This is a genomic window from Corynebacterium sp. S7, from assembly GCF_054401105.1.
This window is the reverse complement of sequence record NZ_CM136760.1, coordinates 2,274,623-2,299,083: the sequence shown is the minus strand read 5'-3', so window position 1 is coordinate 2,299,083 and position 24,461 is coordinate 2,274,623. Positions and strand designations below refer to the sequence as shown.

The 24,461-nt window shown below is 56.9% G+C and carries 23 protein-coding genes and 2 tRNA genes; 14 read left to right on the top strand and 11 right to left on the bottom strand.

Annotated elements, in window-relative coordinates; genetic code table 11:
- Positions 1 to 57 precede the first annotated feature (57 nt).
- A complete protein-coding gene (locus ACXZ66_RS10925) occupies positions 58 to 1,119 on the bottom strand; it encodes a flavin monoamine oxidase family protein (protein WP_458748771.1) in 1,062 nt (353 codons plus the stop codon).
- On the bottom strand, positions 1,116 to 2,138 hold the full coding sequence (locus ACXZ66_RS10920) for an alcohol dehydrogenase catalytic domain-containing protein (RefSeq protein WP_458748770.1): 1,023 nt from the start codon (positions 2,136 to 2,138) through the stop codon (positions 1,116 to 1,118). Before ACXZ66_RS10920 ends, ACXZ66_RS10925 begins: the two co-directional genes overlap by 4 nt.
- A gap of 101 nt (positions 2,139 to 2,239) precedes the next feature.
- On the opposite strand from ACXZ66_RS10920, the gene ACXZ66_RS10915 reads away from it, so the two are divergent.
- Positions 2,240 to 3,154, top strand: coding sequence for a LysR family transcriptional regulator (locus ACXZ66_RS10915; RefSeq protein ID WP_458748769.1), 915 nt, complete (start codon positions 2,240 to 2,242; stop codon positions 3,152 to 3,154).
- Between the two features lie 12 nt (positions 3,155 to 3,166).
- On the opposite strand, the gene ACXZ66_RS10910 is transcribed toward ACXZ66_RS10915, so the two are convergent.
- The 3 genes from ACXZ66_RS10910 to ACXZ66_RS10900 form a co-directional block, all read right to left on the bottom strand.
- Positions 3,167 to 3,448, bottom strand: coding sequence for a hypothetical protein (locus ACXZ66_RS10910; RefSeq protein WP_458748767.1), 282 nt, complete (start codon positions 3,446 to 3,448; stop codon positions 3,167 to 3,169).
- A gap of 398 nt (positions 3,449 to 3,846) precedes the next feature.
- Positions 3,847 to 3,920, bottom strand: a tRNA-Arg gene (locus ACXZ66_RS10905).
- A gap of 70 nt (positions 3,921 to 3,990) precedes the next feature.
- Positions 3,991 to 4,905, bottom strand: coding sequence for a LysR family transcriptional regulator (locus tag ACXZ66_RS10900; protein ID WP_458748766.1), 915 nt, complete (start codon positions 4,903 to 4,905; stop codon positions 3,991 to 3,993).
- Between the two features lie 119 nt (positions 4,906 to 5,024).
- Here ACXZ66_RS10900 and ACXZ66_RS10895 point away from each other — a divergent pair, with 119 nt between their 5' ends.
- From ACXZ66_RS10895 to ACXZ66_RS10875, 5 genes are all read left to right on the top strand, one after another.
- On the top strand, positions 5,025 to 7,169 hold the full coding sequence (locus ACXZ66_RS10895) for a cytochrome c oxidase assembly protein (protein WP_458748765.1): 2,145 nt from the start codon (positions 5,025 to 5,027) through the stop codon (positions 7,167 to 7,169).
- A gap of 142 nt (positions 7,170 to 7,311) precedes the next feature.
- Positions 7,312 to 7,953: a single-stranded DNA-binding protein gene (locus tag ACXZ66_RS10890; protein ID WP_458748764.1), complete on the top strand. Its 642-nt coding sequence runs from the start codon at positions 7,312 to 7,314 to the stop codon at positions 7,951 to 7,953.
- A gap of 56 nt (positions 7,954 to 8,009) precedes the next feature.
- Complete coding sequence (gene ettA, locus ACXZ66_RS10885; protein WP_458748763.1) at positions 8,010 to 9,680, top strand: energy-dependent translational throttle protein EttA; 1,671 nt, start codon at positions 8,010 to 8,012, stop codon at positions 9,678 to 9,680.
- A 10-nt stretch (positions 9,681 to 9,690) separates the two neighbouring features.
- On the top strand, positions 9,691 to 10,140 hold the full coding sequence (locus ACXZ66_RS10880) for an acyl-CoA thioesterase (RefSeq protein ID WP_458748762.1): 450 nt from the start codon (positions 9,691 to 9,693) through the stop codon (positions 10,138 to 10,140).
- Positions 10,140 to 10,760 carry a hypothetical protein gene (locus ACXZ66_RS10875; protein ID WP_458748761.1) on the top strand — a complete coding sequence of 207 codons (621 nt, stop codon included), beginning with the start codon at positions 10,140 to 10,142 and terminating at the stop codon, positions 10,758 to 10,760. The genes ACXZ66_RS10880 and ACXZ66_RS10875 overlap by 1 nt, the downstream gene beginning before the upstream one ends.
- Before the next feature lie 9 nt (positions 10,761 to 10,769).
- On the opposite strand, the gene chrA is transcribed toward ACXZ66_RS10875, so the two are convergent.
- Genes chrA through ACXZ66_RS10860 form a run of 3 tightly spaced genes read right to left on the bottom strand, consistent with a single transcriptional unit; the run spans position 10,770 to position 13,253 of the window.
- Positions 10,770 to 11,924 carry a chromate efflux transporter gene (gene chrA, locus ACXZ66_RS10870; protein WP_458748759.1) on the bottom strand — a complete coding sequence of 385 codons (1,155 nt, stop codon included), beginning with the start codon at positions 11,922 to 11,924 and terminating at the stop codon, positions 10,770 to 10,772.
- 7 nt (positions 11,925 to 11,931) lie between these two features.
- A complete protein-coding gene (locus ACXZ66_RS10865) occupies positions 11,932 to 12,306 on the bottom strand; it encodes a globin (protein WP_458748757.1) in 375 nt (124 codons plus the stop codon).
- A gap of 17 nt (positions 12,307 to 12,323) precedes the next feature.
- A complete protein-coding gene (locus ACXZ66_RS10860) occupies positions 12,324 to 13,253 on the bottom strand; it encodes a mechanosensitive ion channel family protein (RefSeq protein ID WP_458748755.1) in 930 nt (309 codons plus the stop codon).
- Positions 13,254 to 13,454: 201 nt separating this feature from the next.
- On the opposite strand from ACXZ66_RS10860, the gene ACXZ66_RS10855 reads away from it, so the two are divergent.
- Together ACXZ66_RS10855 and ACXZ66_RS10850 are read left to right on the top strand one after the other, a co-directional pair.
- A complete protein-coding gene (locus tag ACXZ66_RS10855) occupies positions 13,455 to 14,591 on the top strand; it encodes a cystathionine gamma-synthase (RefSeq protein ID WP_458748753.1) in 1,137 nt (378 codons plus the stop codon).
- Between the two features lie 103 nt (positions 14,592 to 14,694).
- Positions 14,695 to 15,402, top strand: a complete 708-nt coding sequence (locus ACXZ66_RS10850) for a GntR family transcriptional regulator (protein ID WP_458748751.1) — start codon at positions 14,695 to 14,697, stop codon at positions 15,400 to 15,402.
- An 11-nt stretch (positions 15,403 to 15,413) separates the two neighbouring features.
- Here the strand turns inward: ACXZ66_RS10850 and pepN are convergent, their stop codons facing one another.
- Positions 15,414 to 17,819 (bottom strand): aminopeptidase N, encoded by a 2,406-nt coding sequence (gene pepN / locus ACXZ66_RS10845; RefSeq protein ID WP_458748749.1) that lies wholly within the window; start codon positions 17,817 to 17,819, stop codon positions 15,414 to 15,416.
- A 162-nt stretch (positions 17,820 to 17,981) separates the two neighbouring features.
- On the opposite strand from pepN, the gene ACXZ66_RS10840 reads away from it, so the two are divergent.
- Positions 17,982 to 18,596 (top strand): mycothiol-dependent nitroreductase Rv2466c family protein, encoded by a 615-nt coding sequence (locus ACXZ66_RS10840; RefSeq protein ID WP_458748747.1) that lies wholly within the window; start codon positions 17,982 to 17,984, stop codon positions 18,594 to 18,596.
- A 95-nt stretch (positions 18,597 to 18,691) separates the two neighbouring features.
- On the top strand, positions 18,692 to 19,165 hold the full coding sequence (locus tag ACXZ66_RS10835; protein WP_458748745.1) for a ribose-5-phosphate isomerase: 474 nt from the start codon (positions 18,692 to 18,694) through the stop codon (positions 19,163 to 19,165).
- 50 nt (positions 19,166 to 19,215) lie between these two features.
- Here ACXZ66_RS10835 and ACXZ66_RS10830 read toward each other — a convergent pair whose 3' ends face one another.
- Both ACXZ66_RS10830 and ACXZ66_RS10825 read right to left on the bottom strand, forming a co-directional pair.
- Positions 19,216 to 20,040, bottom strand: coding sequence for an aldo/keto reductase (locus tag ACXZ66_RS10830; protein WP_458748744.1), 825 nt, complete (start codon positions 20,038 to 20,040; stop codon positions 19,216 to 19,218).
- A gap of 143 nt (positions 20,041 to 20,183) precedes the next feature.
- The gene (locus tag ACXZ66_RS10825; protein WP_458748743.1) at positions 20,184 to 20,978 is read right to left on the bottom strand and encodes a DUF1542 domain-containing protein; all 795 of its coding nucleotides are present in this window, start codon (positions 20,976 to 20,978) and stop codon (positions 20,184 to 20,186) included.
- A 165-nt stretch (positions 20,979 to 21,143) separates the two neighbouring features.
- Between ACXZ66_RS10825 and ACXZ66_RS10820 the strand changes: the two genes are divergently transcribed.
- From ACXZ66_RS10820 to ACXZ66_RS10805, 4 genes are all read left to right on the top strand, one after another.
- A tRNA-Gly gene (locus ACXZ66_RS10820) sits at positions 21,144 to 21,218 on the top strand.
- 167 nt (positions 21,219 to 21,385) lie between these two features.
- Positions 21,386 to 22,141 carry an ATP-binding cassette domain-containing protein gene (locus tag ACXZ66_RS10815; protein ID WP_458748741.1) on the top strand — a complete coding sequence of 252 codons (756 nt, stop codon included), beginning with the start codon at positions 21,386 to 21,388 and terminating at the stop codon, positions 22,139 to 22,141.
- Positions 22,138 to 22,902 carry an ABC transporter ATP-binding protein gene (locus ACXZ66_RS10810; protein WP_458748739.1) on the top strand — a complete coding sequence of 255 codons (765 nt, stop codon included), beginning with the start codon at positions 22,138 to 22,140 and terminating at the stop codon, positions 22,900 to 22,902. The genes ACXZ66_RS10815 and ACXZ66_RS10810 overlap by 4 nt, the downstream gene beginning before the upstream one ends.
- 20 nt (positions 22,903 to 22,922) lie before the next feature.
- Positions 22,923 to 24,461: an ABC transporter substrate-binding protein gene (locus ACXZ66_RS10805; protein WP_458748738.1), complete on the top strand. Its 1,539-nt coding sequence runs from the start codon at positions 22,923 to 22,925 to the stop codon at positions 24,459 to 24,461.

Sequence of the window (24,461 nt, the reverse complement as noted above, 5' to 3'; positions counted from 1 at the left end):
GGTCGCTGGAAGGTAATATCTTGCAAAGTGCACCTCTTTGAAGTTTCAAGCAAAAAATTACAAAGCCTGAGCTGCGGAAATCCCAGCTCGGATCGCGCCCTCAAGGTGACCCCCGAAATCGGAAGCAGTCTCCGTCGAAGCCCAGCGAATCCGCTTGTGCACTGGTTGCTGGAAAAGCGGGTGCCCATAGAACTGACTCGAAGCTTGACCATGAACATGTACCGGTGAAGTGTATTTCTCGCGGCTCCAGTCAATCACCTGAATCTCCATCGGCGCCGCTGCCTCCTCGCCGAAATACCTGGTGAGTTGTCCTTGGAAAGCCTCGGCGATCTCCGCTTCGGTTCGACCCGCAACCGCGGCAGCAGGAGCAAAACCAAACAGCGCCGCAGGTGAGCCGTCGGGTCCGCTATGGTCATGAATCTCTCGAAATGGCCCGACATAACTCATTGCCGCGCCCGCCAATTGCGCCTCACGCCAAAAAGGCGACTCATATACAGCAACCGCCTTGGCCATGTTGCCCATCCACACTGCGGTTTGGCTAGCCAGGTCACGCACGTCCTGCGGTAGCTCCGGAGCAAATGTGATCTGCTCAACAGCAAGTGCCGGCGGAATAGCAAGAATTACCTGGTCAGCCTCAAAAACAGTCGATTCCGAGTGCACATGCACAGCAGAGGGCGTAGCCGTGATTGCTTGTACTGCTGAGTTGAGCAGGAGCTCGTCGTCAAGCAATTGCGAAGCTAGGCCATCCGCAAGTTGCTGCGCACCGTGTGCAAACCGCGAGGATGGGGCATCGATGGGATTGCCTTGCAGCCGCTGCACGGGCTGGCCGGGGGCTTCGTAGAGGGCATCGCCGGCAAGATATTGCTCAAACGTTGATACGCCGAGCTGCTCGCAGAAGGAGGTGATCGTGGCCTCGTTGTGCCAAAACCACGTCGCCCCGAGGTCGATTGAGCCACCGTCAACGCTACGGCTACACGCCCGCCCGCCAACTCGGGGACGGGCCTCTAGGACAAGCACGTTCAACCCATTTTGCTTCGCGACGATTGCCGCCGTGAGTCCCGCGATCCCCGCTCCCACGATGATGACGTCCATGGTTGTGCCGTGAGGTTGATTGTTCACTGGACAGGCTCCGTGGTCAGAACGAGCCGGAAGCGCGCAGCACCGGAACGGAGCCGGTCAAGTGCCTGTGCGGCATCGTCTAAAGGCAGTGCTTCGGTGACGGGGCGAACCCTGGTGACTGCGGCAAAGTGCATGGCGTCCTCAATGTCGGTGGGGCTGCCGGTGAGATGGCCCGAGAGAGAAATGCCATTCATGACAAGGCGAGCTGCCGGAATTTCCACCGAGCCGCCGTCGATGCCGATCATGGTCAGGCGCCCGTGAGTGCGCAGTCCGGAAATCAGGCCCGTGACTGCATCGGTAGACGAAGCCGTGGTGAGGATAAGGTCGGCGCCGCCGAGATCGGCGAGTGCTTGACCCGGCTCGGCAACTGAGCTGTCAATATAATAAGTCGCTCCGAGTTCCTCAGCCGCTTCCTCCCTTTCCGGACCGCGCGCAATGGCGACAACTTCAAAACCCATCTGCGCGGCAAACTGAACTGCCATGTGCCCGAGCCCGCCGATGCCAAACACGGCTACCCGGCTGCCAGGAGCAAGGTGCGCATTGCGTAAAGCATTATAAGTGGTCACGCCAGCGCACCCCATCGGGGCGGCCTCTTCAAAAGAGAGCTGATCCGGGATATGAGCAAGCGCGCTTGCGGGCACGAGAATCTTTTCCGCCCAGCCGCCGGGGTAGGAAAGTCCGGGCACCTGCCGCTTGGGGCAGTGGACGACATCGCCTCGTCGACACGCGTCACAATGACCACAACTTCCGCCGAACCACCCGACGGCCACGCGATCGCCCACCGCAAAGCCCTGGACACTGCTACCTAGCTTCTCAACGGTGCCCGCGACCTCATGGCCCGGAGTGACTGGCAACTGGCCCCCGCGTGCGCGCGCTGTTCCAATATCTGCGCCGCACATTCCGCTGGCGCGAACGTGCACGAGCACCTGGTCTGGCCGGGTTTCAGGGATGGGAACCTGGTGAATCTCCAGGGGGCCACCCGCAGAGCGAACCTGGGCGATGCGAAAATTTTCGGACATACGTGAATCCTTTGCCAGCGTGTAATTACCTTCTCACAGGCTAATGAAGGTCTTCGGATTCTTGTAGGTACCGATCGGGTATATGGTGATAACCTCTGGTTATGGCAAGTCAAGTAAGTTTAGAGGCGCTTCGCTATGTTCAAGCCGTGGTGGAAACTGGTTCATTCAGCGCCGCAGCGCGGGCATATGGGGTAACCCAACCAGCGCTTTCCAATGGCATAGCGAAGGCGGAAGAGCGCCTCGGCGGGCAGCTTTTTGAACGTTCTCCGCGAGGTGTCACACTCACCGCGTTCGGAGAGCAGCTCGTGCCCTATGTAACCAACGCGCTTGCTTCAATAGACCGAGTTACTGCGGAGGCAGGGCGCCTCAGCGAGCGGAAAACCAGCAGTATCAAGATGGGCGTTTCGCCGTTGATTGATCCGCGCCTGATTGCTGCAGCCTACAATGCTTCGCGTAGCCTGCCGGAGGAGAATGGTCCGCGCGAACTCGTACTACGTGAGGCAAATATGCAGGAGCTGCAAGATTCCCTGCAAAGTGGCGAGCTGGACATCATTCTCATTCCCTCGGTGGCGCCACTACCTCGGTTTACGCATCGGATCATTGACTCTGAGCCCGTCGTGCTAGTGTGCGGGTCTGGTGAAAACGCGTCTACGGAAAATGCGAGGGAAGAGGCCAGCATCAACGTCGGTGACATTGGTACTGAACCCTTGATTCTGGTTCCCGATGCTTGTGGGTTAACCACCTTCACCAAGGATCTATTTTCTACTCGCGGCGTGGCCTACAACACTTACTCGGGTGAAGCCTCGAGCTACCGAGTGCTAGAGCAGTGGGCCAATCTGGGACTTGGTATGGCAATTCTTCCCGAATCGAAGGTAACCGCAGGTAATCACGGGGTCATGGCGTTGCAGGAAGACGGCCACGAAGTAGAAATCTTCTACGAAGCCGTGTGGGATCCAGCGTCTGCCCTGGCAAACACGCTCGGGCAGCTCGCAGATCGAATTACCTCTAGTTCCTAGAGTCCGGAGAAATTACGCTACGTCGTAGACGCGGATTTCTGGGTCAGACTTGAGATACGGTGCGAGACCAGCAACAACATCGTTTTTGAATAGGTCGGTGGCCAGGTAAGCCTGTGCATTTTCAGCGGTATCAAAACCGTGCAGCACCTGGACATCTTCATTACGGATGAGAAGTTCCTTGCTCTGTGCACCAGTAATGGTGTCTAGGAATGGCTGCTTGTATTCCGTGTATACGCCTGCCGCGCTTTCCCGGTTCTCAGGTGCGACATCAAGTGTGATTTGTAGATAAGCCATAGTGGGCGTCCTTTCGTTTTCGCTTCACGACGAGATTCTGGTTCCCGCCTAGCCTCCAACTTAAGGGCGAATTTGCGCGGAGAGTAGTCCATTGAGTTGAATGAGCCCATTACCGGAAATTATGGGTTGGTTCCCATGATTGGTTCCCATGGTTGGTTCCCATGGTCAAAAGGTGCACTTCGCAGGACTTTGTTTTAAATGACCTGGGCTTTTAGATTTCGTCGTGCGTTAGGTCCGCGGAGTGAGGCCCCAGATGCTCGAAAACCGGACCTAACGCACGACGAAAAATAAAACCGCAGGTCGCTGGAAGGTGATATCTTGCAAAGTGCACCTCTTTGAAGTTTCAAGCAAAAAGTCTCGCGCACCGTCGGAACGATGTCGCGAGACTTTCACAGTTGTGCCCCCAGAGGGATTCGAACCCCCGACCGATCGGGTAGAAGCCGATTGCTCTGATCCACTGAGCTATGGAGGCGGGCTACCAAGGCTACTCAAACTACTGACTCTTAAAACCAGCTAAAGCAGCGCCCAACAGTGTAGCGCATTTATCTTTCGCGACCGACTTTGAGTAGCTCTTCAAAGAGATACTGGGCCGCAGGGGAGAGCGAGCGCTGTTGGAGATGGAACGCCACGGCCCCTGCGGGAGGCAAAGGATCGGAGAGGCGCTTCAGAGTAAGCCGATTGCCGGCCATCGCCTCTGCGTTTTCGGTCATCACTGCTACACCAACGCCTCCTGCAACAAGGGGGATTGCTGCATGCATAGTAGAGGTGTGAATGACGCGACGCGGCTTTGTTGTCGGGTCAGTGTCCCATAAACCCTGCAGCTGAGGGGTGAGATCCGCGAACCTTTGTCCACCGAAGGGCAGGATAAGCGACTCGTCGGCAAGATCTTTGAACGAAACGGTCTCCGGAAGATGGCTCAACCGCTCCGGTACAGCAATGCGGTATTCCAAATCTTGGACGTGCTCGACGTTAAATACAGTGCGGTAGTGTGCGATGAATTCCTGAGGCTCGGCAAGTGCAACGAGGCCGATATCGGATTTCCCTGTTTCTACGTATTCGATAGCCGAGGCAGGCTTTGGATCTTCCAGCGAGATGTCCAAGGATGGGTGAGCTTCCAAAACGCGGTGCAGCACCTCAGGTAAGAAATCCCAATTAAACACAGGCATCGACGCGATACGAACCGACCCGAAGATGCCTGCGGTGATGTCGCTGACGCGGCGCTGTGCATCGTCGAAAAGCGAGTCCATGCGACTAGCTACCTGATAGAGGTACTTGCCAGCTTCGGTGGGTGTGGCGCCGGCGCGATTCCTATTTAATAGGTGTGCTTGGAGATCATCTTCGAGTTTGCGGATAGCCAGCGAGAGCGAAGGTTGCGTGAGCCCGAGCGCTTCGGCGGCTTTGGTGAAAGAACCTGTGTCTACCACTGTGCGGAAATAATGCAGCTGCCGAGAATCCATGAGACGAGATACTACCATCCGTTTATGAATCCGAACTGGGAGCGCAGTGGGACACCCATAAGGGGAAGATACGAGGCGATGGTTCGGTAAGTTCACTTTGGGGAAGTATCGTGTCAGGCATGTCTACAAAACAAGCGGTCAAGGCTAGCTGGCCGATTTATCTTGTTGCAATTCTCATCGGCGCGGTCATCGCCGGTTCGATCTCTTACTCCTTCCTCGCTGAATCGCTCGCAGCACTCGGAATCCCAGACCCAGGGCCCGCGACAACTTTCGGCCTCCCGGCTCTGCGCGCGGTTGCGTGGCTGCTGGCTGCATTATCAATCGGCTCATTTCTCTTCTCGGCGTTTTTGATCCCGCCGGATAATAAGAATCTGCGCGAGGCGAAACTGACGGTAGACGGGCATATTGCGGCGCGCACCGGTTCCTCGGCTGCGCTGGGCCTGGCAGTGATTGCCGCCATAATGATCCCGATGGTGCTCTCGGATGTGTCGGGCACACCGCTTTCGCAGGTGCTTTTCCAGCCCTCGGCCTGGGCGACCGCGGTGAATCAGGTCGCGGAATCTGCAGTGTGGGGCATTGTTGCCCTGATTGCCTTGGCTGTTGGCGTGCTTGGGTACATCTTTGGCACGTGGATGTCGCAGCCACCGCTTTTCATCGCGGCGATTTTGATGATCATCCCGCTTGGCATGGAGGGCCACGCGGCAACCGGTGGCGACCATGACTATGGCACCAACGCGTACCTGTGGCACCTCGTATTCATCATGATTTGGATCGGTGGCCTCTTCGCCCTGATCGCGCACGGTAGGCGCCTTGGCCCGCACATGGAAAATGCAGTGGCCAGGTACTCGCGGATTTCCCTGTTTGCGTTCCTCGCCGTGACCATTTCGGGTCTGATTTCCATGGTCATCCGCATCGAACTGTCGGACCTTTTTACCACCAGGTATGGCCTGATCATCGTGGCGAAGATGGTAGGCACCGTCATTTTGGGGCTGATGGGATTCGCGCATCGCCAGATTACGATTCCGAAGTTGTCCACCGATCGCTTCGCTTTCGTAAGGCTCGCTACCGTTGAAGTGATGATTATGGCCGCCGTCGCAGGCATTGCGGTGACCATGGGGCGCACTCCGCCACCACCGCCACGCGACCCGAATCTGACGGCGATGCAGATTCAAATGGGCTACAACCTCTACGAACCACCGTCAATTCAGGCGACCTTTACTAACTGGCGCTTCGAGGTCTTGTTCACGGTGATCGGCATTTTGCTTGCCGTCTACTACCTTCACCTCTTGCGCCGCGTGCCGAACTGGAACCACAAGCGCACCGCCTGGTGGCTCGCGGGTTGTATCACTTTAGGCGTGACCATGTCCTCGGGGATGGGCATGTACATGCCGGCGTCTTTCTCTATGCACATGGTTGTGCACATGATCTTGTCCATGGTCGTGCCGCTTTTCCTTGCCCTTGGCGCACCGTTGACGTTGATCCGTGAGGCCTACCCAGCCGACGAATTCAATCCGCGTGCCTGGGCCGAGGCTTTCCAGAACTCAAGGTTTGTGGAATTTTTCACCCACCCGGTTATCTCGACGATTCAATTCTTGACCGTTTTCTACGTCATTTACGTGTTCCCTGACCTCTACCAGTTGGCCATCTCGGAGCACGCGGGTCACGTGATTATGAATGCGGCCTTCTTGGTGTCTGGTTACTTCTATTTCTGGGAACTTGTCGGGCCGGACTATATCCGCGGCCGGAAATCCACCCCGGTGCGCTTGGCCGTTGTGTTCGTTTCCATGCCGATTCACCTGTTCATGGGTGTTTACCTCATGCAGATGACCAGCGTGTTGGGCGAGGAGTTCTACAGTTCCCTCCTCCTGCCGTGGAACCCTGATCTGCACGCTGACCAGCGCGTCGGTGGCGGTATTGCGTGGGCTTCTGGATCCTTCCCGTTGGCCCTGGTCATCGGTATTTTGCTGGTGACATGGCGCCGCGAGGACAAGAGCCAGTCCGCCGAGGTCGACGAGAAGCTCGACGCCGAAGACGACACCGAGTGGGAGTCCTACAACGACATGCTTGCTGCCTACTCGCAGGGAGAACAGCCACGCGTATCGACGAGCGCTTGGACCGGCGCAAAGCCCGAAGAAACCGAGATGCTTGGTCTTGCTGGCAATCACAAGATCGGGCCAAAGATCGCTTTGCGACGAGGCGATAAACCCGCAGACGGACAGTCCGATACTAGATCAGACAATCCCGAGGATGGCAACTCGAACTAACGCACGGGCCCAAAATCTGTGGATAACTAGTTTTTATCCACAGATTTTTTCTGCCCAAAAACGCCAAGTGGACAACCACGCAATGATGAGAGGCGCACCGTCACTCACTACCAAACATTCACTTCTAGCTAAGGAGTCCACCATGGCACAGATCCCAGTTACTATTTCCGGAAACCTCACCGCTGATCCCGAGTTCACGTCTTTCGATACAGGCTCCACCTTGTGCCGTTTGCGCATCGCATCTAGCCGGCGTGCGCGAGTCAAAGTAACCAAACCAGTCAATGACAACTCCCAGAATCAGGCCACCTCATCGTCGAGCAGCTATGGGCAACTCGGGGAGTCCACCTCAACCCCACAAGTCACCGAAGAATACCAGTGGGCTGACGTGGACAACTTGTTCATCGACGCGGAGTGCTGGGGAGAACTGGCCACCAATGCCAAGGCATCGTTGCGCAAGGGCTCGCCGGTCGTGGCGACCGGGTATCTGGTCACGGATTCATGGAGCGTCAAAGATGACCAGGCTGAGGGGGGCCAAGTCAACCGCAGCCGGATCAAGCTGCGCGCCGAGCAGATCAGCTTTGAAATGAGTAGGCATCAGCTCGCAAGCGCAAAGACCACCAATAATTCTCATACCCCGACTGGGATGAAAGAAATGCGAATCCAAACAGCCGAGGAATTGTCGCAGCCCATCATCACCGATACCGCAGCTGATGCCTATGCCGCTTCAGAGGGTGCCGGTAGCGAACATGTGGGAGAACAGGCCGATAGCGAGGCACCGTTCTAAAGGTTGTGATGTACCCTTTGGTGTAGATAATCGCACTCTTACACAAAGGGGTTTTCGTGGCCGAATTCATCTATACGATGAAAAACGTTCGTCGGGCCATCGGTGACAAGGTCATCCTGGACAATGTCACCATGTCCTTCTACCCGGGCGCCAAAATTGGTGTCGTGGGCCCCAACGGCGCGGGTAAATCGTCGCTGTTGAAGATCATGGCGGGAATTGATCAGCCAAACAACGGTGAGGCTTTCCTGGCCCCAGGTGCCACTGTTGGCATCCTGCTCCAGGAGCCACCACTCAACGAAGAGAAAACTGTTCGTGAAAACGTCGAGGAAGGCCTCGGCGACATCATGGAAAAGAAGCAGCGCTTCGAAGAGATCGCCGAAGAAATGGCAACCAACTACACCGACGAGCTCATGGAAGAAATGGGCAAGCTGCAAGAGGAGCTCGACGCAGCTGACGCATGGGAGGTCGACTCGAAGATTGAGCAGGCCATGGATGCCCTGCGTTGCCCACCTGCAGATGAGCCCGTCACCCACCTCTCCGGTGGCGAGCGTCGTCGTGTAGCACTGGCGAAGCTGCTTTTGGCAGAGCCAGATCTTCTGCTGCTCGATGAGCCTACGAACCACCTTGACGCCGAGTCGGTGCTGTGGCTGGAGAAGCACTTGCAGTCCTACCCGGGCGCTGTCTTGGCCGTGACCCACGACCGTTACTTCCTGGACAACGTCGCGGAATGGATCTGTGAGGTTGACCGCGGAAAGCTCTTCCCTTACGAGGGCAACTACTCCACCTACCTGGAGAAGAAGGCAGAGCGCCTCGAAATCTCGGGCCAGAAGGACCAGAAGCTGCAGAAGCGCCTGAAGGACGAGTTGGCGTGGGTGCGTTCCTCGCCAAAGGCTCGTCAGGCGAAGAACAAGGCTCGTCTTGATCGCTACGAAGAAATGGCGGCAGAAGCAGAGCAGTACAAGAAGCTGGACTTCGAAGAAATCCAGATTCCAACGCCTCCTCGCCTGGGCAACAAGGTCGTTGAAGTTGAGCACTTGGACAAGGGCTTCGATGGCCGCATTCTGATCAAGGACCTCTCCTTCACGCTGCCTCGCAACGGTATCGTCGGTGTGATCGGCCCGAACGGTGTGGGTAAGTCCACCCTGTTCAAGACCATCGTGGGCCTAGAAGAGCCAGACGCAGGCAAGGTAGACATCGGCGAGACCGTCAAGCTGTCTTACGTTGACCAGGGCCGTGAGAACCTCGACCCAGAGAAGTCCGTCTGGGAGACCGTCTCTGACGGTCTGGATTACATCATTGTCGGTCAAAACGAAATGCCATCGCGTGCTTACGTGTCGGCTTTCGGTTTCAAGGGCGCGGATCAGCAAAAGAAGTCCGGAGTGCTTTCCGGTGGTGAGCGCAACCGCTTGAACTTGGCGCTCACTCTGAAGCAGGGCGGAAACCTGATCCTGCTCGATGAGCCGACAAACGACCTGGACGTGGAAACCCTCGGTTCCCTGGAAAATGCTCTGCAGAAGTTCCCAGGCTGTGCCGTGGTCATTTCCCACGACCGTTGGTTCCTGGACCGCACCTGTACTCACATCCTTGCGTGGGAAGGCAACGTCGAGGAAGGCAAGTGGTACTGGTTCGAGGGTAACTTCGGCGATTACGAAAAGAACAAGGTGGAGCGCCTCGGTGAGGAAGCCGCAAAGCCATCTCGAGTCACCCACCGAAAGTTGACACGTTAGTATCGGTATCATGACGGAGCAGAATCACATCCATACCCACTCGGTGACTCTGAGGTGGGGCGACTTCGACCGCTACGGGCACATCATGAACGCCCGTTTCATCGAGATCGCTCAAGAAGCCCGCTATGAGTTCGCGAACGAGCACTTCGAGCGCCGCGGACACGAGTTTGCGGTCTTCGTACGCCACATAGCCTCCGACTACCTGCGTCCGATGCTGCCTGATACCACCGAGGCCGTGGTGGAAACCCAGGTCGTAGAGATCGGGAACACCTCGTTCACCACGCGCCAGGAAATCAAGGACCGCCAGGGCCGCGTCACCTGTGTCGTTGAAACGGTTCAGGTTGCCATTGACATGACGGTTCAGCGTCCGCGTTCGCTGACGAAGAAGGAAATTGGCATCCTCACCATGGTTCCGGATGCCGATGATGAGTCTGACGGCAAGGAAGCCGGTTCGAACTAGTGGTCACCGAGTCGCTGGTGGTCACCGCCGGTGCGCCAGGATTACGCTCGCTGGTCGGCAGGGCAGTGGGCTTGGACGCGTCGGCGTCGGCACGCTTTTCGCAGCTTAACGACGACTACGTGGACGTTTTCGTGACCACACCGTTTGAGGTGATTGCTTCTCGTCGGGTCCAAGGCACCAGTTCGCGCGACGGTGCAGTCGTTGCTGCCTCTGATTTGTTAGAGGCATTGAACAACGACACCACAGAAGTTGGTACTGCCCGTGACCCGAACTGGGCTGGTGCCTTGCCGCCGAAGACTGGGTTCCAGGAACGCGAAACGGTGCCGGTGACCGTCGTGCGGGAATTGGCGGATCAGGGCAGGGAACTGGCGCGCCAGTTTTCGGGCCCGCTCGGCCCGCCGAAGTCGTTGCTTGATCAGACGGTGATCACCATTGACAATGACGTGGAGATTCCCATGCGAATGATCTTCGCGTGCACTTCGCTGGGATTGATTCCGGGGTTTTCTGCGCCGATGGATGTGCCTCGTCACCTGCGGGTATCTACCGTGGGGAGGTGGACGCGGATCGACGCACCTTATGGCAGCGTGTACCGCTCCACCCGGCTTGGGCTGTTTGTCTAGAGCTCCACGCTAGAGCAGGATCCACCCTGCGAGAGCTGCTGCCGCCATGACTGCCCATGGCGGCACTTTCCATTGTGCAAGGCCCAGCCACGCTACGGCTGCGATACCAAGCTTGGTGATGTTCATCGCGCCATCTGCATCCATCACCCCGTGTGTAAATACTGGGGTGACTAGTGCTGCGAGCAAAAGACCCACCACGGCAGCGTTGGCGCCTTTGAAGGCTGGGCGGAGGAAATCGAAACGGTTCCAAAAGTGCAGGCCTGCTACCATCAGCAGGAACGACGGCAGGAAGATCATCACTGTGCCCAGAATGGCTCCCCAGACCCCACCGTCGACGGCGCCGAGGTAGCTGGCAAAGGTAAACAGCGGGCCCGGCACGGCCTGAGCCACGGAGTACCCGGCTAGAAATTCCGCCTGAGTCACCCAGCCGTTGCCCACGAAATGCGATTCCAAAAGGGGCAAGACAACGTGGCCTCCGCCGAAGACAAGGGCGCCCGATTCGTAATAGGCGGCAGCGCGGTCAAACCCGAGTGGGCGCAGCGTCACAAGGAGCACGAAGAACACTACGAGGCAGACAACGGCCGCGGTCAGCGAGACCGGCCGGAACTTTGTGGTGTGCTCGCGCTCTTCCTCGTCGTTACGAAAGGCGAAATAGCCAATGACACCGGCAACCAGGATTACCAGCATCATTACCCACGACCCATCAACGGCGAGAACCACTAGGGCAGCAGCGACGGCGATGGTGGCCGTCAGGGCTGTGTTGGCCAGGTTCTTTGCCATGCCGGACACGGCGTGAAAGACCACCCCGACGGCGGCAGCAAGTAGGCCTGCGATCCAACCGGAGTTAGCAACGTCAGAATTGCTGCCTAAGAACAGGCCGAATAACGCGAGAATAAGGGCGGAGGGGAAGGTGAACAGAAACCAGGACAAAAACAATCCTGGCCAGCTTGCGCGGTGATAGCCCAGAGCCATACCCACCTGCGAGGATGCTGGACCGGGAAGGAATTGGGCGAGGGCGACAACGTCCGCGTAGGTGCGGTCGTCGAGCCACTTTTTCTTTTCAACAAATTCAGTACGAAAGTATCCGAGGTGGGCAGTCGGGCCGCCAAAGGAGGTTAACCCAAGGTAGCCAAAGCTCTTTGCAACATCACCTAGCGCACTCACGGCCGGGCTACTCCTTATTGATCATCATGCCGGCAACCCGAACCATGTGATCCCACAAGGCCGCGCGGTGCTCTTCGGATACTTCAACGTTGTCCAGGGATTTCTCCATCATGGACAGCCACCGACGGGCAGCTTCTTCATCGATTTCATAGGGGAAATGGCGACGACGCAGCATTGGTGCCCCGCGCTTTTCATTGAAGGTGGACGGTCCACCCCAATACTGAGCCAAGAACCACTTCAGTCGGTCCTGGGCACCATCCCAATCATCCTGGGGGTACATGGGACCAACGAGGTCATCTTCTTTGACTTGGTCGTAAAAACCTCTGACCAACTTGGTGAAGAATTCATCCCCACCAACGGCTTCGTAGAAACTAGTGGACATACCCCATACATTACGGGCTACTCCTTAGTTTCGTGCGCTCCGAGCTGCAGCTTGCCCTGGGGGTAGGGCAGTGGAATACCGGCATCCTGTAAGTCGTCGATAATGCGCCGATTGAGATGACGCTGAACACCCCACTGGCGGCCCGGCAAGGTTTTTACGGTGACCCGGAAGCTCATGTGATCGATAGCGAACTCCGTGACACCGTTAAGTACTGGTTCCTCCAAGACATCCGCAGCGTACTCAGAATCCTTGATGGCATTCTTGGCCGATCTCTCGATGGTTTCGGCGGCCAAATCGGGATCGGCTACCAGCGCCACGGGGATTTGCACGCGGGCGACCGAGTAACGGTCGGAGAAGTTACCCACCTGAAGGATTTCGCCATTGCGGACGTACCACAGCGTGCCGTCCATGTCGCGGACAGTGGTGATGCGCAAGGTGACTTCCTCGACCTCGCCGGAAATGCCGTTGACCTCGATGGTGTCGCCGACACCATATTGATCCTCGAGGAGCATGAAAATACCCGAGAGAAAATCCTTCACCAAGGATTGCGCACCAAAACCGAGAGCCACGCCAACCACGCCAGCAGAGGCAACCAGCGGGCCAACGTTTATCCCGAGCTGATCCAGAACACCAAGTAGTGCCCAGGTCCAAATCACAACTGCCGCTGCGGAACGACCCACATTAGCCAAGGTTAACACCCGTTGCTTTCTGCGCTCCTCCTGGGCTTTTTGAACAGCAGTAGTCTCTTCCTCTTCTTCGCGGCGGCGCATCATCGGGAAGGCTTTGCCTTGATTCTCGATGTTGTGCTGGGCCGACCGGTTGATCACCCGCCGTGCGATCCAATGCACGATCAGTGCGATGAGGATAATCGCGATGATTTTCGTTGGGCGTTCAATCAGCCATGCGCGGGTGTCGGGGTCAGCCCACCAGCTGGTCACGCTGTCCACGGCATCATTGACAGCAGTCGGAGCAGTAGACGGAGCAGTATCCTGTGCGAGTATTTTAGGTCTCCTTTTTACTGGTAGAAGGTTCTTGCAACGGACCTAAACCGCCCGTTTTAACACCGAAGTCTAGTCGTGCATATAATTCGACGAACAATGAACAGCTTGGTCTATTATATTCGTGATCTCTATTAAGAAAGGGTCACAATGACTTCCGGTTTCTCCACTGACTCCATCCACGCCGGCTACGAGCCAGATAGCCTGTACGGTTCCATCAACGTTCCCATTTACGCGTCGACGACGTTTGCTCAAGACGGTCTCGCCGAGCTGCGCAATGGCTACGAGTACACACGGGTGGGCAACCCCACCATCACTGCCTTGGAAAAAACCGTAGCGGCTCTGGAAGGCTCGAAGTACGCAGTGGCGTACTCCTCCGGTATGGCGGCCATTGATACGATCCTGCGCATCTTGTTGAAGCCAGGCGATCACATCGTTATCGGCAATGACGCATACGGCGGCACCTACCGCCTCATCGCCCAGATCTTCAACAAGTGGGAGATCACGCACACCGTCGTTGACACCACGAACCCAGAAGACGTGAAGCAGGCAATCCAGGAAAACACCAAGGTGCTGTGGGTGGAGTCTCCCACGAACCCGGCGCTGGACGTCGTCGATATCGCTGCCGTAGCCGAGGTCAAAGGTGGCGCGACCCTCGTCGTGGATAACACCTTTGCGTCGCCGTATCTGCAGAAGCCACTCGAGCTCGGCGCAGATGTGGTGGTGCACTCGTCCACGAAGTACCTCGGCGGGCACTCCGATGTTATCGGTGGTCTTGTGTGCGCGAATGACACGGATCTTGAAGAGCAGCTGCGCTTCTTCTTCGGCTGGGTCGGTGCGATTCCTTCGCCGTTTGATACCTACCTCACTGCGCGTGGCATCAAGACCCTGAGCGTGCGCATGGAGCGCCACTGCGATAATGCGGAAAAGGTGGCGGAGTACCTCGATGGTCGCGCGGAAGTAGCGCGCGTGTGCTACCCGGGCCTTGAATCGCACCCACATCACGAAGTAGCCAAGAAGCAGATGAAGCGCTTCGGCGCAATGGTGTCGGTAGTTTTCCAGACTGAGGAGCAGGCGCAGAAGTTCTGTAAGTCGACGAAGTTGATCTGTTTGGCGGAGTCTCTCGGTGGGGTGGAATCTCTCCTAGAACACCCAGCAACAATGACTCACGTCTCGGTCGAAGGTTCGGAGCTTGCTGTTCCTCGCGAATTGGTCCGCATTTCGGTCGGAATTGAAGATATCGACGATTTGATCGCCGATATTGAGCAAGCGCTTGCTCAATTGTAGGTCTAGCACGCTGGCGATCTGCAATAATGTCTAGAAACAATTAACAGAGCGCCACGTCTTGATCGGCGGGGTAGGGCGCCTCCCTAAACATTGGAAGGGAACCATGGCTCGCAAATCTGCCTACGTGGCCATCGCAGAAGTCTTACGCAGACGCATTGAGTCCCGGGAGTACGAACCCGGTGACCGGTTGCCCGCGGAACGCGAACTCGTCGCTGAGTTCGATGTTGCGCGTATGACTATTCGCCATGCGCTCGACCTGCTCCAAATGGAGGGCCTCATCGATAGGCGTCGAGGCCGCACCGGTGGAACATTCGTGCGCACCGTGCCCCCGATGCTGGAACTCACCCGCATGGAAGGGATTAACCGGCAGCTGGAAGAAATGGGGATCGAGCAGTCTCACCGAGTGCTCAGCCGCGCTTTTGTTCCGGCCTCGCACACGATTGCCGAAGCTCTTGGTGTCGAGCAAGGCGAGGAAGTCTTTCAGGTTGAGGTGCTGCGCCTCATCTCCGATGTGCCCGCGATGGTTGAGGCCCTTTTTGTCTCACGCGAATACGATGCCATCGTCGACCACCTCGACCTGTCCTCGATTGACGCCCTCTCGGTACTGCTCGGCAAAAAGATTGACCGCAGGGAAGACGTGATCACGCCGGGTGCGGCAACCGAATACGAGCGCGGAGTGCTCGAGGTCTTAGGTGGTGCCCAGCTCCTGCGCATGATGCGCAAGTCTTTCGTCGGTGATGAGGTGGTCTCCTTTTCCTACCTCGCGATCCGACCGGATGCGATGCAGGTCAAGGTAGTCACCACCAACTAGCACCCGCGGGCTTAAGACGAGCGCTTGATCTCGTGGTTCTCGTCCACGCTGCGGTTGCGCAGGCTGCGCGCCACCTTGTCCTGCTCCTCCGAAATGATCCGGCGCAGACCATGCGGAAGTTCCTTCGCCAGTAGGTCATCGGCCTTACCCAGAGCTTTCAGGCTGATATCCCACTTCGGGTAAATCCCCACTAGTGTACGCTGCGCCATCTCCGAGGACAGCGACTCCCAGAGCCCCTCCGCCTGTTCAAAGTACACATCGGTGAACTTGCTCAGGCCCTTACGGTTAAAAGTCAGCCCGTCCATGAGGAAGCGCGTTTCAATGTTGCTGCGCTTACCCGAGGTGATCTGCTCATACGCCCATTGCTTATCGACGACTGCCTGCGCCCGCAGCTTGGATACTGCACCGGTAGAGGACGGGTCGTTTTCTTTATCTACGTCAGCGAGCTCCCGGTCCCCGCGCGCAATAAGAGCGGTGAGTGCAAGCCAACGAACTTCCTGGTTGTCCGAGGTTTCCAGCAGCTTCGAAAGGTAGGCAGCGGAATCGTCGTCAAGCGGAAGGCGTGCAAGCGCTCGGTCGAAGACGCCTGCGGGCTCGGCCCCGCGGAACGCCTTGTTAAGCATGGCAAACGCGTCATCGCGGTGCTTGCGGGAGACGTAATTTTTTGCTGCGAGGGTGGCTTGGCCGGCGAGGCGCTCGAGGACGGAGGGCTGATCCTCGGAACCAATGAAGCGCGACACTAGGCGGACAAATTCGATGGCGGGCAGGTTGCCGTCGCGGGTGTCCTGCCAAGCGGCGGACCAGGCGAGGGTGCGCGCCATCGGGTCAGTGATCTTGCCCAGGTTGTTGAGCAGGAAGCCACGCTGCTTCGCGTTGATGCCCATGAGGCAGTAGGTCAGATCGTTGTCGTTGACAAGCGCGAGGTCGTGCTTGACGCCGGCGAACTCGGGGATCTCGGTGCGCTCGCCGTTGACATCGACCTCGATGAAGTGCGTGCGTACGACTTCGTCGCCCTGCAGCGAATATAGGCCCACGCCGATGCGGTGGGTGCGCTGGACCTCGGAATCTTGCACAACGGTGAAGCTGGAATCGGTGATCTCCGGGGTGAGGTGCGAAATCCCTGTGGTTTTTAGCCACTGGTCAGCCCAGGTAGACAAGTCGCGGCCGGAGGCCTTCTCTAGGGCGCCGAGGAGGTCAGCGAAGGTGGCGTTGCCGAATGCGTGGTTCTTGAAGTGCTCGCGCACACCGGCAAAGAATGCGTCGCGGCCGACGTAGGCCTGAAGCTGCTTGAGCACAGAGGCGCCCTTGGCGTAGGTGATGCCGTCGAAGTTCTGCTCGGCAGTCTCGACATCAGGGGCATCGGTGGAGATCGGGTGGGTGGAAGGCAACTGGTCCTGCTCGTAGGCCCAAGCCTTTTCCACATTGGCGAAGGTAACCCACGCATTCGAGTATTCCGTGGCCTCGGCTTGGGCGATCGCTGCAGACCAAGTGGCAAAGGACTCGTTGAGCCACAGGTCATCCCACCAGCTCATGGTGACCAGGTCGCCAAACCACATGTGTGCCATCTCGTGCAAGATGGTGTCGTTGCGACGCTCGTACATGTACGGGGTGGTCTCGGAGGTGAACACATACTCGTCGCGAATCGTGACTGCGCCAACGTGTTCCATTGCTCCCATGTTGAATTCAGGGCAGAAGATCTGGTCGTACTTGGTAAATGGGTACGGCGTGCCGAAGTTCTCGTGGTAGTACCCGAAGCCTTCTTTGGTTTCGCGGAAGAGCCGCTCGGAATCCAAGTGCTCGATGATGGACGCCCGAGCATAGAGGCCCAGCGGGATCTCCTTGTGCTCATCTTTGTATGTGTCGTGGACAGAGGCGTATTCGCCGGCGATAAAAGCAATTAAGTACGTCGACAGCGGGTAATCGATCTCGCAGGAGTGAGTGGTGCCATTGACTGTGGTGGGCTCGTTGAGAACAACGGTGTACTTCTCTGGCGCATCCACGCTGATGGAGTAGGTCGCCTTGATATCTGGCTGGTCGAAGCAGGCAAAGACGCGGTGTGCGTCGGCGGGCTCGAACTGGGAGTAGAGGTATTCCTTCTGATCTGCCGGGTCGACAAAGCGGTGCAGGCCTTCGCCGGTATGGGAGTAGGAGATTGTCGCGTCGACGACCAGGGTGTTTGCGCCCTCGCGTGGCGTGAATACGAGTCCACCCAGGGCCTCGTCGTTAAGCGATGCCTCAAAAGCGTCTGCGGTGAGGTCGATGGAGACTTCCTGGGCGGAACTAGCATCGAAGGTGACCGTGGTGCGGGAGGAGAATGTCTCCGCGCCGGTGATATCCAGGTGGATGGAGTAGTGCACATTGCTGATCACGCTAGAGCGGAGGTTCGCATGATCGCGGGTCAAAGACTTTGTGTTCATAATTCCACTGTAGCCATGAACACCGACTGGAATATTAAGCACCCGACGAATGGTTGAAAGTTTTGTAAGCTAAGGCGTGGTTGCTAGACAGAGTAGTTCCGCTATCCTAGACAGTGCTGGATAGAGCTTAATAAAAGTAATTTACCTGGAGGATAATAAACAATGGCTGAGCAAGTAACTTTCTGGTTCGACGTATCCTGCCCATTCGCATGGAAGACTTCGCGTTGGATCAAGGAAGTTGAGACTGTCCGCGATCTCGAGGTTGAGTGGACCCCAATGTCTCTGTCCATCCTCAATGAGGGCGCAGATATCCCAGAAGATTACGCAGAGAAGATGAAGGCTAATTGGGGCCCAGCCCGCGTCTTCGCAAAGGTTAAGAACGAGCAACCTGCGAAGGTCGGCGAGCTCTACACCGCAATGGGTACCCTCGTGCACACCCAGGGTGAGGGTGGCAAGAGCGATTTCGGCGCTTATGACGAGGTAATCAAGAAGGCCCTGGCTGAGGTTGGCCTTGATGCCTCCTACGCAGACGTAGCCAACACCGAGGAAATGGACGAGGACCTGCGCGCGTACCATCAGCTCGGCCAGGATGCCGTCGGCGGCGAGGCGGGCACCCCTGTGGTGAAAGTAGGCGACAACGCATTCTTCGGCCCAGTAATCACCCGCTTCCCAGAAGGCGAAGCTGCTGGTGAGCTCTTTGATGCCTACGCCACCCTTGCTGGCTACCCATACTTCTTCGAGATCAAGCGCAACCGCTTCGAGTCTCCCCAGAACTAAGTTCTTGGCAGGAGACCACTAATTTGGTGACAAGGCTGTAAAAAGAACGCTACTTGTGCGCGCAGACTAAACGGGGTGAAGTACACTCGCTTAACATGCGCGTATATCTTGGAGCAGACCATGCAGGGTTCGAGCGGAAAAATGAGATCGCCGAGCACCTGAAAGCAACCGGCCACGAGGTAGTTGACTGCGGAGCGTTCGTTTACGACGCAGACGATGACTACCCAGCATTCTGCATCGATGCAGCACAAAAGACAGTTAACGACGAAGGCGCCCTCGGAATCGTGCTCGGCGGTTCCGGCAACGGCGAGCAAATTGCGGCCAACAAGGTCAAGGGAGCACGTTGCGCTCTGGCTTGGTCGGTAGACACCGCGCGCCTTGCCCGCGAGCACAACAATGCACAGCTCATCGCAATCGGTGGCCGGATGCACTCCAAGGAGGAAACGCTTGCGATCGTTGATGCCTTCTTGGATCAGTCCTGGTCAGTAGCGGAGCGTCACCAACGCCGCATTGACATCTTGTCTGAGTACGAAGAGACCGGTGTGGCTCCGGAAGTTCCTGGAGCATAGGTTCAAGATTTTCGGGCTGGCTCTGCCATTGGCAGGGATCGGCCCATTTCTTATTCCTTCTCGTTGGGATGGGAGCCCAGGCGACCAAATTCGCCCTCGTCTAGGCCGATGATGCCTTCCATCTCTGAGCGAGTGAGCTCAAAACCGAAGATGTCGAAGTTTTCTTCCATCCTCTCGCGGTGGGTGGTCTTCGGGAAAATGATCGTGCCGTTTTGGATATGCCAACGCAGAACCACCTGCGCAGGGGTCACCCCGTGTGCTTCGGCTGGGTCCATGATTTCGGGGTAGTCCTCAAAGTCGTACTGGAACTTCGCCAGCGGTGCCCATGCCTCAACGGCGATGCTGTGAATCTTCGCGGCATCGACGTCTTTCCACTGCTGCAACCAGGGGTGCAATTCGATCTGATTGACCACCGGAGTCACATCAGATTCCATTTCGAGTTTGTCCAGATGCGCTGGAAGGAAGTTGCACACGCCGATAGATTTGGTGAGTCCTTGTTCTCGTTGCCCCACCATAGTTTTCCAGGCTTGAACATACTTATTGCGGGAAGGCACTGGCCAGTGAATGAGGTAGAGATCTACATAGTCCATTCCCAATCGCTCGAGGGATTCTGCCAGGGCTACGTCTGCGTCCTCGTGGCGATCATTCCACAGCTTTGTGGTGACGAAAATTTCCTCGCGAGGGATACCGGATTTAGCAATTGCTCGGCCGACACCTTCTTCGTTGCCGTATGCAGCAGCGGTATCAATATGGCGGTAGCCGACCTCTAAGGCGTCCGAGACAACTCGTTCGGAGTCATTCGGGTCGACGACGAAAGTGCCAAAACCAAGCTGAGGAATCGAATTGCCATCGTTGAGTTCAATGCGAGGAACCATAAGATGACATTTTACTCCGCTTGGTCAAGTTTTTTAAGGTCTCGAGTAATTCTTGAGCTGCGCAGACAAAAGCGGCCGGTGCGCGCTGTGTCGCACCGGCCGCTTTCTATAGGGTTTTGCAGCTAAGTAATCAGAGGCGAGTCTTAGAAGTCGAATCCACCGAAGTCGAATCCGCCACCAAAATCGCCGCCGCCGAAGTCTCCTCCTCCGAAGTCTCCGCCCATGTCGCCACCAGCATCGCCCATGTCGCCACCAGCATCGCCCATGTCTCCGCCCATGTCGCCTCCCATATCACCTGCAGCGAACTCTTCAGCGGAAGGGGTACCAGCCATGCCAGCGAACATGGCCGAGAACATCATCATGGAGCTAGCGGTCCACATACCGGACATCATGGCGGGAGCCCACCAAGCAGCGGAGTACCAACCGGCAGGAACCGGACGGCCCGCAACGTTGCCACCTGGGTAGTAGTTCGGGGTCTCATCCGTAGCCACAGGGGACGCGGTTAGTGTGGTGCCGTCTTCTTGCTGAATCGTGCGACGCTCAGTGACCTTGCCTGCACGACGCTGACCTTCCAGCTCAGGTAGCTCAGGGCCTGGAGTCATGCCCATGATTTCGCGAGCTGCGTTGACGTAATGCATGCCCTCAAGCGCCGACTCACGAGCGAGCTGAGCCTGCTTGACGGTCGTTGCCGAGGAAAGAGCAGAAGCTGCGGAGTTATAACGCTCCGATGCATCCGCCATGGCCTGGGTGGAGGCTGTGTCATCGCCCGAAATGGTGAGAACCTGGTTTCCGAGACGGTCAACCCAGCGACGTGCGTCTGCAATGGCATCGTCAAACTTCACCTGTTCGAGTTCTTGCTGCTGCTTCTTGTCCTTCCTGGAGTTGAAGAACCAAACGGCGCCGCCAGCGATAGCCAGCAAGACGAGGATATCCAGCATGTCACATTCCTTGTACGGTGGGGTACACAAATTTCTTATCTCTCACTCTAACGCGATGGAGACAAAAATGGTTCCCTATCGCCACAGCTCGGGGCTAACCAGCACGCATTTTGGTGAATTGGGTAGCAATACACTAATGTCTTTCAGTGCGTGTTATCGCGACATGGGAATGTCGTATAGTGGCTAATACCTCAGCCTTCCAAGCTGAAGACGCGGGTTCGATTCCCGTCATTCCCTCCAATTGAAAGCAGGCCTCACAGGTACTCCACCTGTGAGGCCTGCTTTTTGCTATTCTGCCCACCCCCTGTATTGAGAATGAAAATCATTACAGATAATGTGTGCCATGTACACCCGCCATGGCTTTCCTTTCCGATTTCAGCCAGTAGGGATTGACGAGAGGAGTGGCCATGCGCCCTGTACTACAGGCTAAAAGTCTGAGCGTTTCCACCGTTTCCGGACAAAAACTAGTCGATCAGATTGAACTTGAGGTCTTCGCCGGTGAGCGCGTGGCCCTGATCGGCTCATCTGGGTCAGGAAAATCTTTGCTCGCCTCCTCACTGGCGGGTGTCACACCTCCCACGCTTGAAAGCTCAGGAGAGGTGTATTTCGATGGCAAGCTGCGCGCTCGGAACTCGAGTGGAATCAATGATCTTGTGCTGGTGAGACAGGACAGCGCTGATGCGCTTAACCCACTGGTCAGGGTGGGTAAGCAATTGGCAATTCCGTTTCGCTCTCTCGGAGAGAAATCGGATCAGCGGATCGCCGAAAAATCGCAGGACTTGCTGAACAGCGTAGGTCTCGAAGATCCCGAACGGATCCTGAGGAGTTTTCCGGGACAGCTTTCCGGAGGTCAACGTCAGCGGGTGTGCATTGCGCTTGGCCTGGCGTGCCGACCAAGACTACTCATCACCGATGAATGCACCACGGCCCTCGACCTCATCAGTCAAGCGCGTGTACTGACAGCGCTCAAAGAGGTATCCACGCTGGTCTTTATTACCCATGACCTCAGCGTGGCCGCACAACTATGCGAAAGGGTTGTTGTCTTCGACGCTGGGCGCATCGTCGAGGACACCACTCTGAAGCAGCTTTTCGACGATCCGCATCATCCCGTCAGCCGTGCGTTGACGCAACGTGCTCGTAAAGCAATGGAGAGTGTCGCGTGAGTTCAGCAGGTGTCCTCGAAGCCAAGGGGTTGGAAAAGAAGTTCAACGCTGGGCCACAGGCAGTCGATGGGGTCAGTCTCACACTAGACCCGGGTGATCGACTTGCCTTGATCGGCAGATCTGGGTCCGGAAAATCGACGTTGCTGCGTATGCTCCTCGCGCTGGAAAAACCTGATGCGGGTGAAATTACCTATGCAAACCGGAGAATTGAACCAGGAACGGTTCGAGAGCTGCGCTGGTATCGCAGGGAAGTGCAATACATTCCGCAAGATCCTGCAGGTAGCCTCGATCCGGGATTGAGCGTTGCGCAACTGATCACGGACCCTCTTAAACGATTAAAAGTCCCCGGGGACCACGAAGAACACCTCCACCGAGCCTTAGAGCAAGTTCACCTTGGCCCTGAATTTTTACACCGCAGGCGTAGTGAACTTTCCGGAGGCCAAGCGCAGCGAGTCGCAATTGCGCGAGCGCTGGCCACTGGTGCTTCAGTCTTGCTGGCTGATGAACCGGTGAGCGGACTTGATCTTCCGCTGCGCGACGAGGTGCTCGAACTGCTAAACGAAATTTCATTGCTCCGTGGCATGAGCATTCTGATGGTCACCCATGACCTCGGGGCGGCACGCCAACTGTGTAGTCACGGGCTTGTGATGTTCTCCGGAAAAGTCGTGGAATCGGGTGAGATGGACACGCTTTTGAGCGATCCACAACATCCCGAAACCCAACTCCTCATTGAATCACTACCAAAAATTACTTCCATCTAGATACAAAGGAAAAACCCACTATGTCTCGTTTCCCGTCTCGTTCTGGGCGCTCCCGAAAAATCGCGCTCATCAGCGCTCTGACAGCGAGTTCACTCGCGCTGACTTCCTGCGTAGGCAACGCGTCTACCGACACAACAAGCTCCGATGAATCCCGAGTTTCGGTGGCCATGCTTCTGCCTCCTCGCAGCGGGCTGAGTCCGTTTAGCGACGATGCCTTTAAGCTCTCTCGCTGGAGCACTGCTGAGACTTTGATCGTGCTCGATGAAAATGCTGTGGCGCAACCTGCGCTTGCAACCTCTTGGTCGCGGGAAACACCAACCACCTGGCGTTTCGCTATTCGTGAAGGAGTGAAGTTCCACGACGGGACTGAACTGAATGCCGAAAACGTCGCCGATGTGTTGCGGAGAGCAAATGAGGCTGTTCCCCAGCCACGCATCCTTGACGGCGTTGGGCTTGAAGTGGAAGTAGATGGCAACGATGTCCTCGTAAGTACCAGCGAGGAGGACCCATTGCTGCCACAACGGCTGTCTAGCCCGCAGTTGTCTATCCTTTCTCCGTCGGCCTATGGCGACGATGGCGTTGTTGATCCGGTCGGCGCGGGTACCGGACCATTCGAATTAGTCAACGTCGATGGAAACACTGCAGCAACACTGGACCGCTTCGACGGCTACTGGGGCGAACAGGCACTAGCTTCCGGTATCGATGTCGAGTTCGTTCCAGACGGAACTGCAAGAGCTGCTGCCCTTCGCACCGGTGAAGCAGATGTTGTGGAAGCGGTCCCGGTGGGACAAATTACGCAGATTGATCCGAACCTGGTGCATGAGGTCCCGATGCCACGTACCAACACGCTTTACCTCAACACGGAATCTGGGCCATTCGCTGACCCGCAAGTCCGTGCCGCAGCACGTGAAGCGATTGACCGAGCGGCCCTCGTCGAAAACGAATACGAAGGTCATGCCGATGTCGCCGCCGGGCTTTTGGGACCTGCACTTCCGTGGGCTGCACCTCTGCGAGATTCTGCGGACTACCGCACAACCCTAGATTCTCGAGCGACTCCGGCGACTGTCGATGGGGTTGAAATCACCCTAGGTACTTTCACAGATCGAGCCGAGCTTCCTGAGGTGGCAGTGCGTTTGGAGCAAGAACTGGAGGCAGTGGGATTCGTCGTCACGCAGGACGTCCGTGAATACCAGTACATTGAGGCCGACGCTCTCGATGGAGCCTTTGATGCTTTCATCCTGTCGCGCGCAACCGTGCTTGATTCCGGTGACCCAGTGGCATATATGGTCAGTGACTTCTCGTGCGAGGGATCATTTAATATCTCGCAGTTCTGCGATCCAGAAGTGGACCAAGCTCTCGACGAGGCAAGCAAGATTGAACCCGGTGCTGATCGCAATACTGCAATCATGAAGGCCGAAGCCCTCATTCTGAGCCAGGATGCAGCAATTCCATTGCTGCACGAGCGCGTGATCCAGGGCGAATCAGCGGCAGTCAGCGGGGTAGAGCGCGACCCACGCGAGCGCATGCTGATTACCAACCGGACCGAGAAAAACTCTTAG

Coding starts and splice junctions, on each gene's coding strand:
- ACXZ66_RS10920 (WP_458748770.1), bottom strand. CDS start 2,138: ATGTCCGAAAATTTTCGCATCGCCCAGGTTCGCTCTGCGGGTGGCCCC.
- ACXZ66_RS10915 (WP_458748769.1), top strand. CDS start 2,240: ATGGCAAGTCAAGTAAGTTTAGAGGCGCTTCGCTATGTTCAAGCCGTG.
- ACXZ66_RS10910 (WP_458748767.1), bottom strand. CDS start 3,448: ATGGCTTATCTACAAATCACACTTGATGTCGCACCTGAGAACCGGGAA.
- ACXZ66_RS10900 (WP_458748766.1), bottom strand. CDS start 4,905: ATGGATTCTCGGCAGCTGCATTATTTCCGCACAGTGGTAGACACAGGT.
- ACXZ66_RS10895 (WP_458748765.1), top strand. CDS start 5,025: ATGTCTACAAAACAAGCGGTCAAGGCTAGCTGGCCGATTTATCTTGTT.
- ACXZ66_RS10890 (WP_458748764.1), top strand. CDS start 7,312: ATGGCACAGATCCCAGTTACTATTTCCGGAAACCTCACCGCTGATCCC.
- ACXZ66_RS10880 (WP_458748762.1), top strand. CDS start 9,691: ATGACGGAGCAGAATCACATCCATACCCACTCGGTGACTCTGAGGTGG.
- ACXZ66_RS10865 (WP_458748757.1), bottom strand. CDS start 12,306: ATGTCCACTAGTTTCTACGAAGCCGTTGGTGGGGATGAATTCTTCACC.
- ACXZ66_RS10855 (WP_458748753.1), top strand. CDS start 13,455: ATGACTTCCGGTTTCTCCACTGACTCCATCCACGCCGGCTACGAGCCA.
- ACXZ66_RS10850 (WP_458748751.1), top strand. CDS start 14,695: ATGGCTCGCAAATCTGCCTACGTGGCCATCGCAGAAGTCTTACGCAGA.
- pepN (WP_458748749.1), bottom strand. CDS start 17,819: ATGAACACAAAGTCTTTGACCCGCGATCATGCGAACCTCCGCTCTAGC.
- ACXZ66_RS10840 (WP_458748747.1), top strand. CDS start 17,982: ATGGCTGAGCAAGTAACTTTCTGGTTCGACGTATCCTGCCCATTCGCA.
- ACXZ66_RS10835 (WP_458748745.1), top strand. CDS start 18,692: ATGCGCGTATATCTTGGAGCAGACCATGCAGGGTTCGAGCGGAAAAAT.
- ACXZ66_RS10830 (WP_458748744.1), bottom strand. CDS start 20,040: ATGGTTCCTCGCATTGAACTCAACGATGGCAATTCGATTCCTCAGCTT.
- ACXZ66_RS10825 (WP_458748743.1), bottom strand. CDS start 20,978: ATGCTGGATATCCTCGTCTTGCTGGCTATCGCTGGCGGCGCCGTTTGG.
- ACXZ66_RS10815 (WP_458748741.1), top strand. CDS start 21,386: ATGCGCCCTGTACTACAGGCTAAAAGTCTGAGCGTTTCCACCGTTTCC.
- ACXZ66_RS10805 (WP_458748738.1), top strand. CDS start 22,923: ATGTCTCGTTTCCCGTCTCGTTCTGGGCGCTCCCGAAAAATCGCGCTC.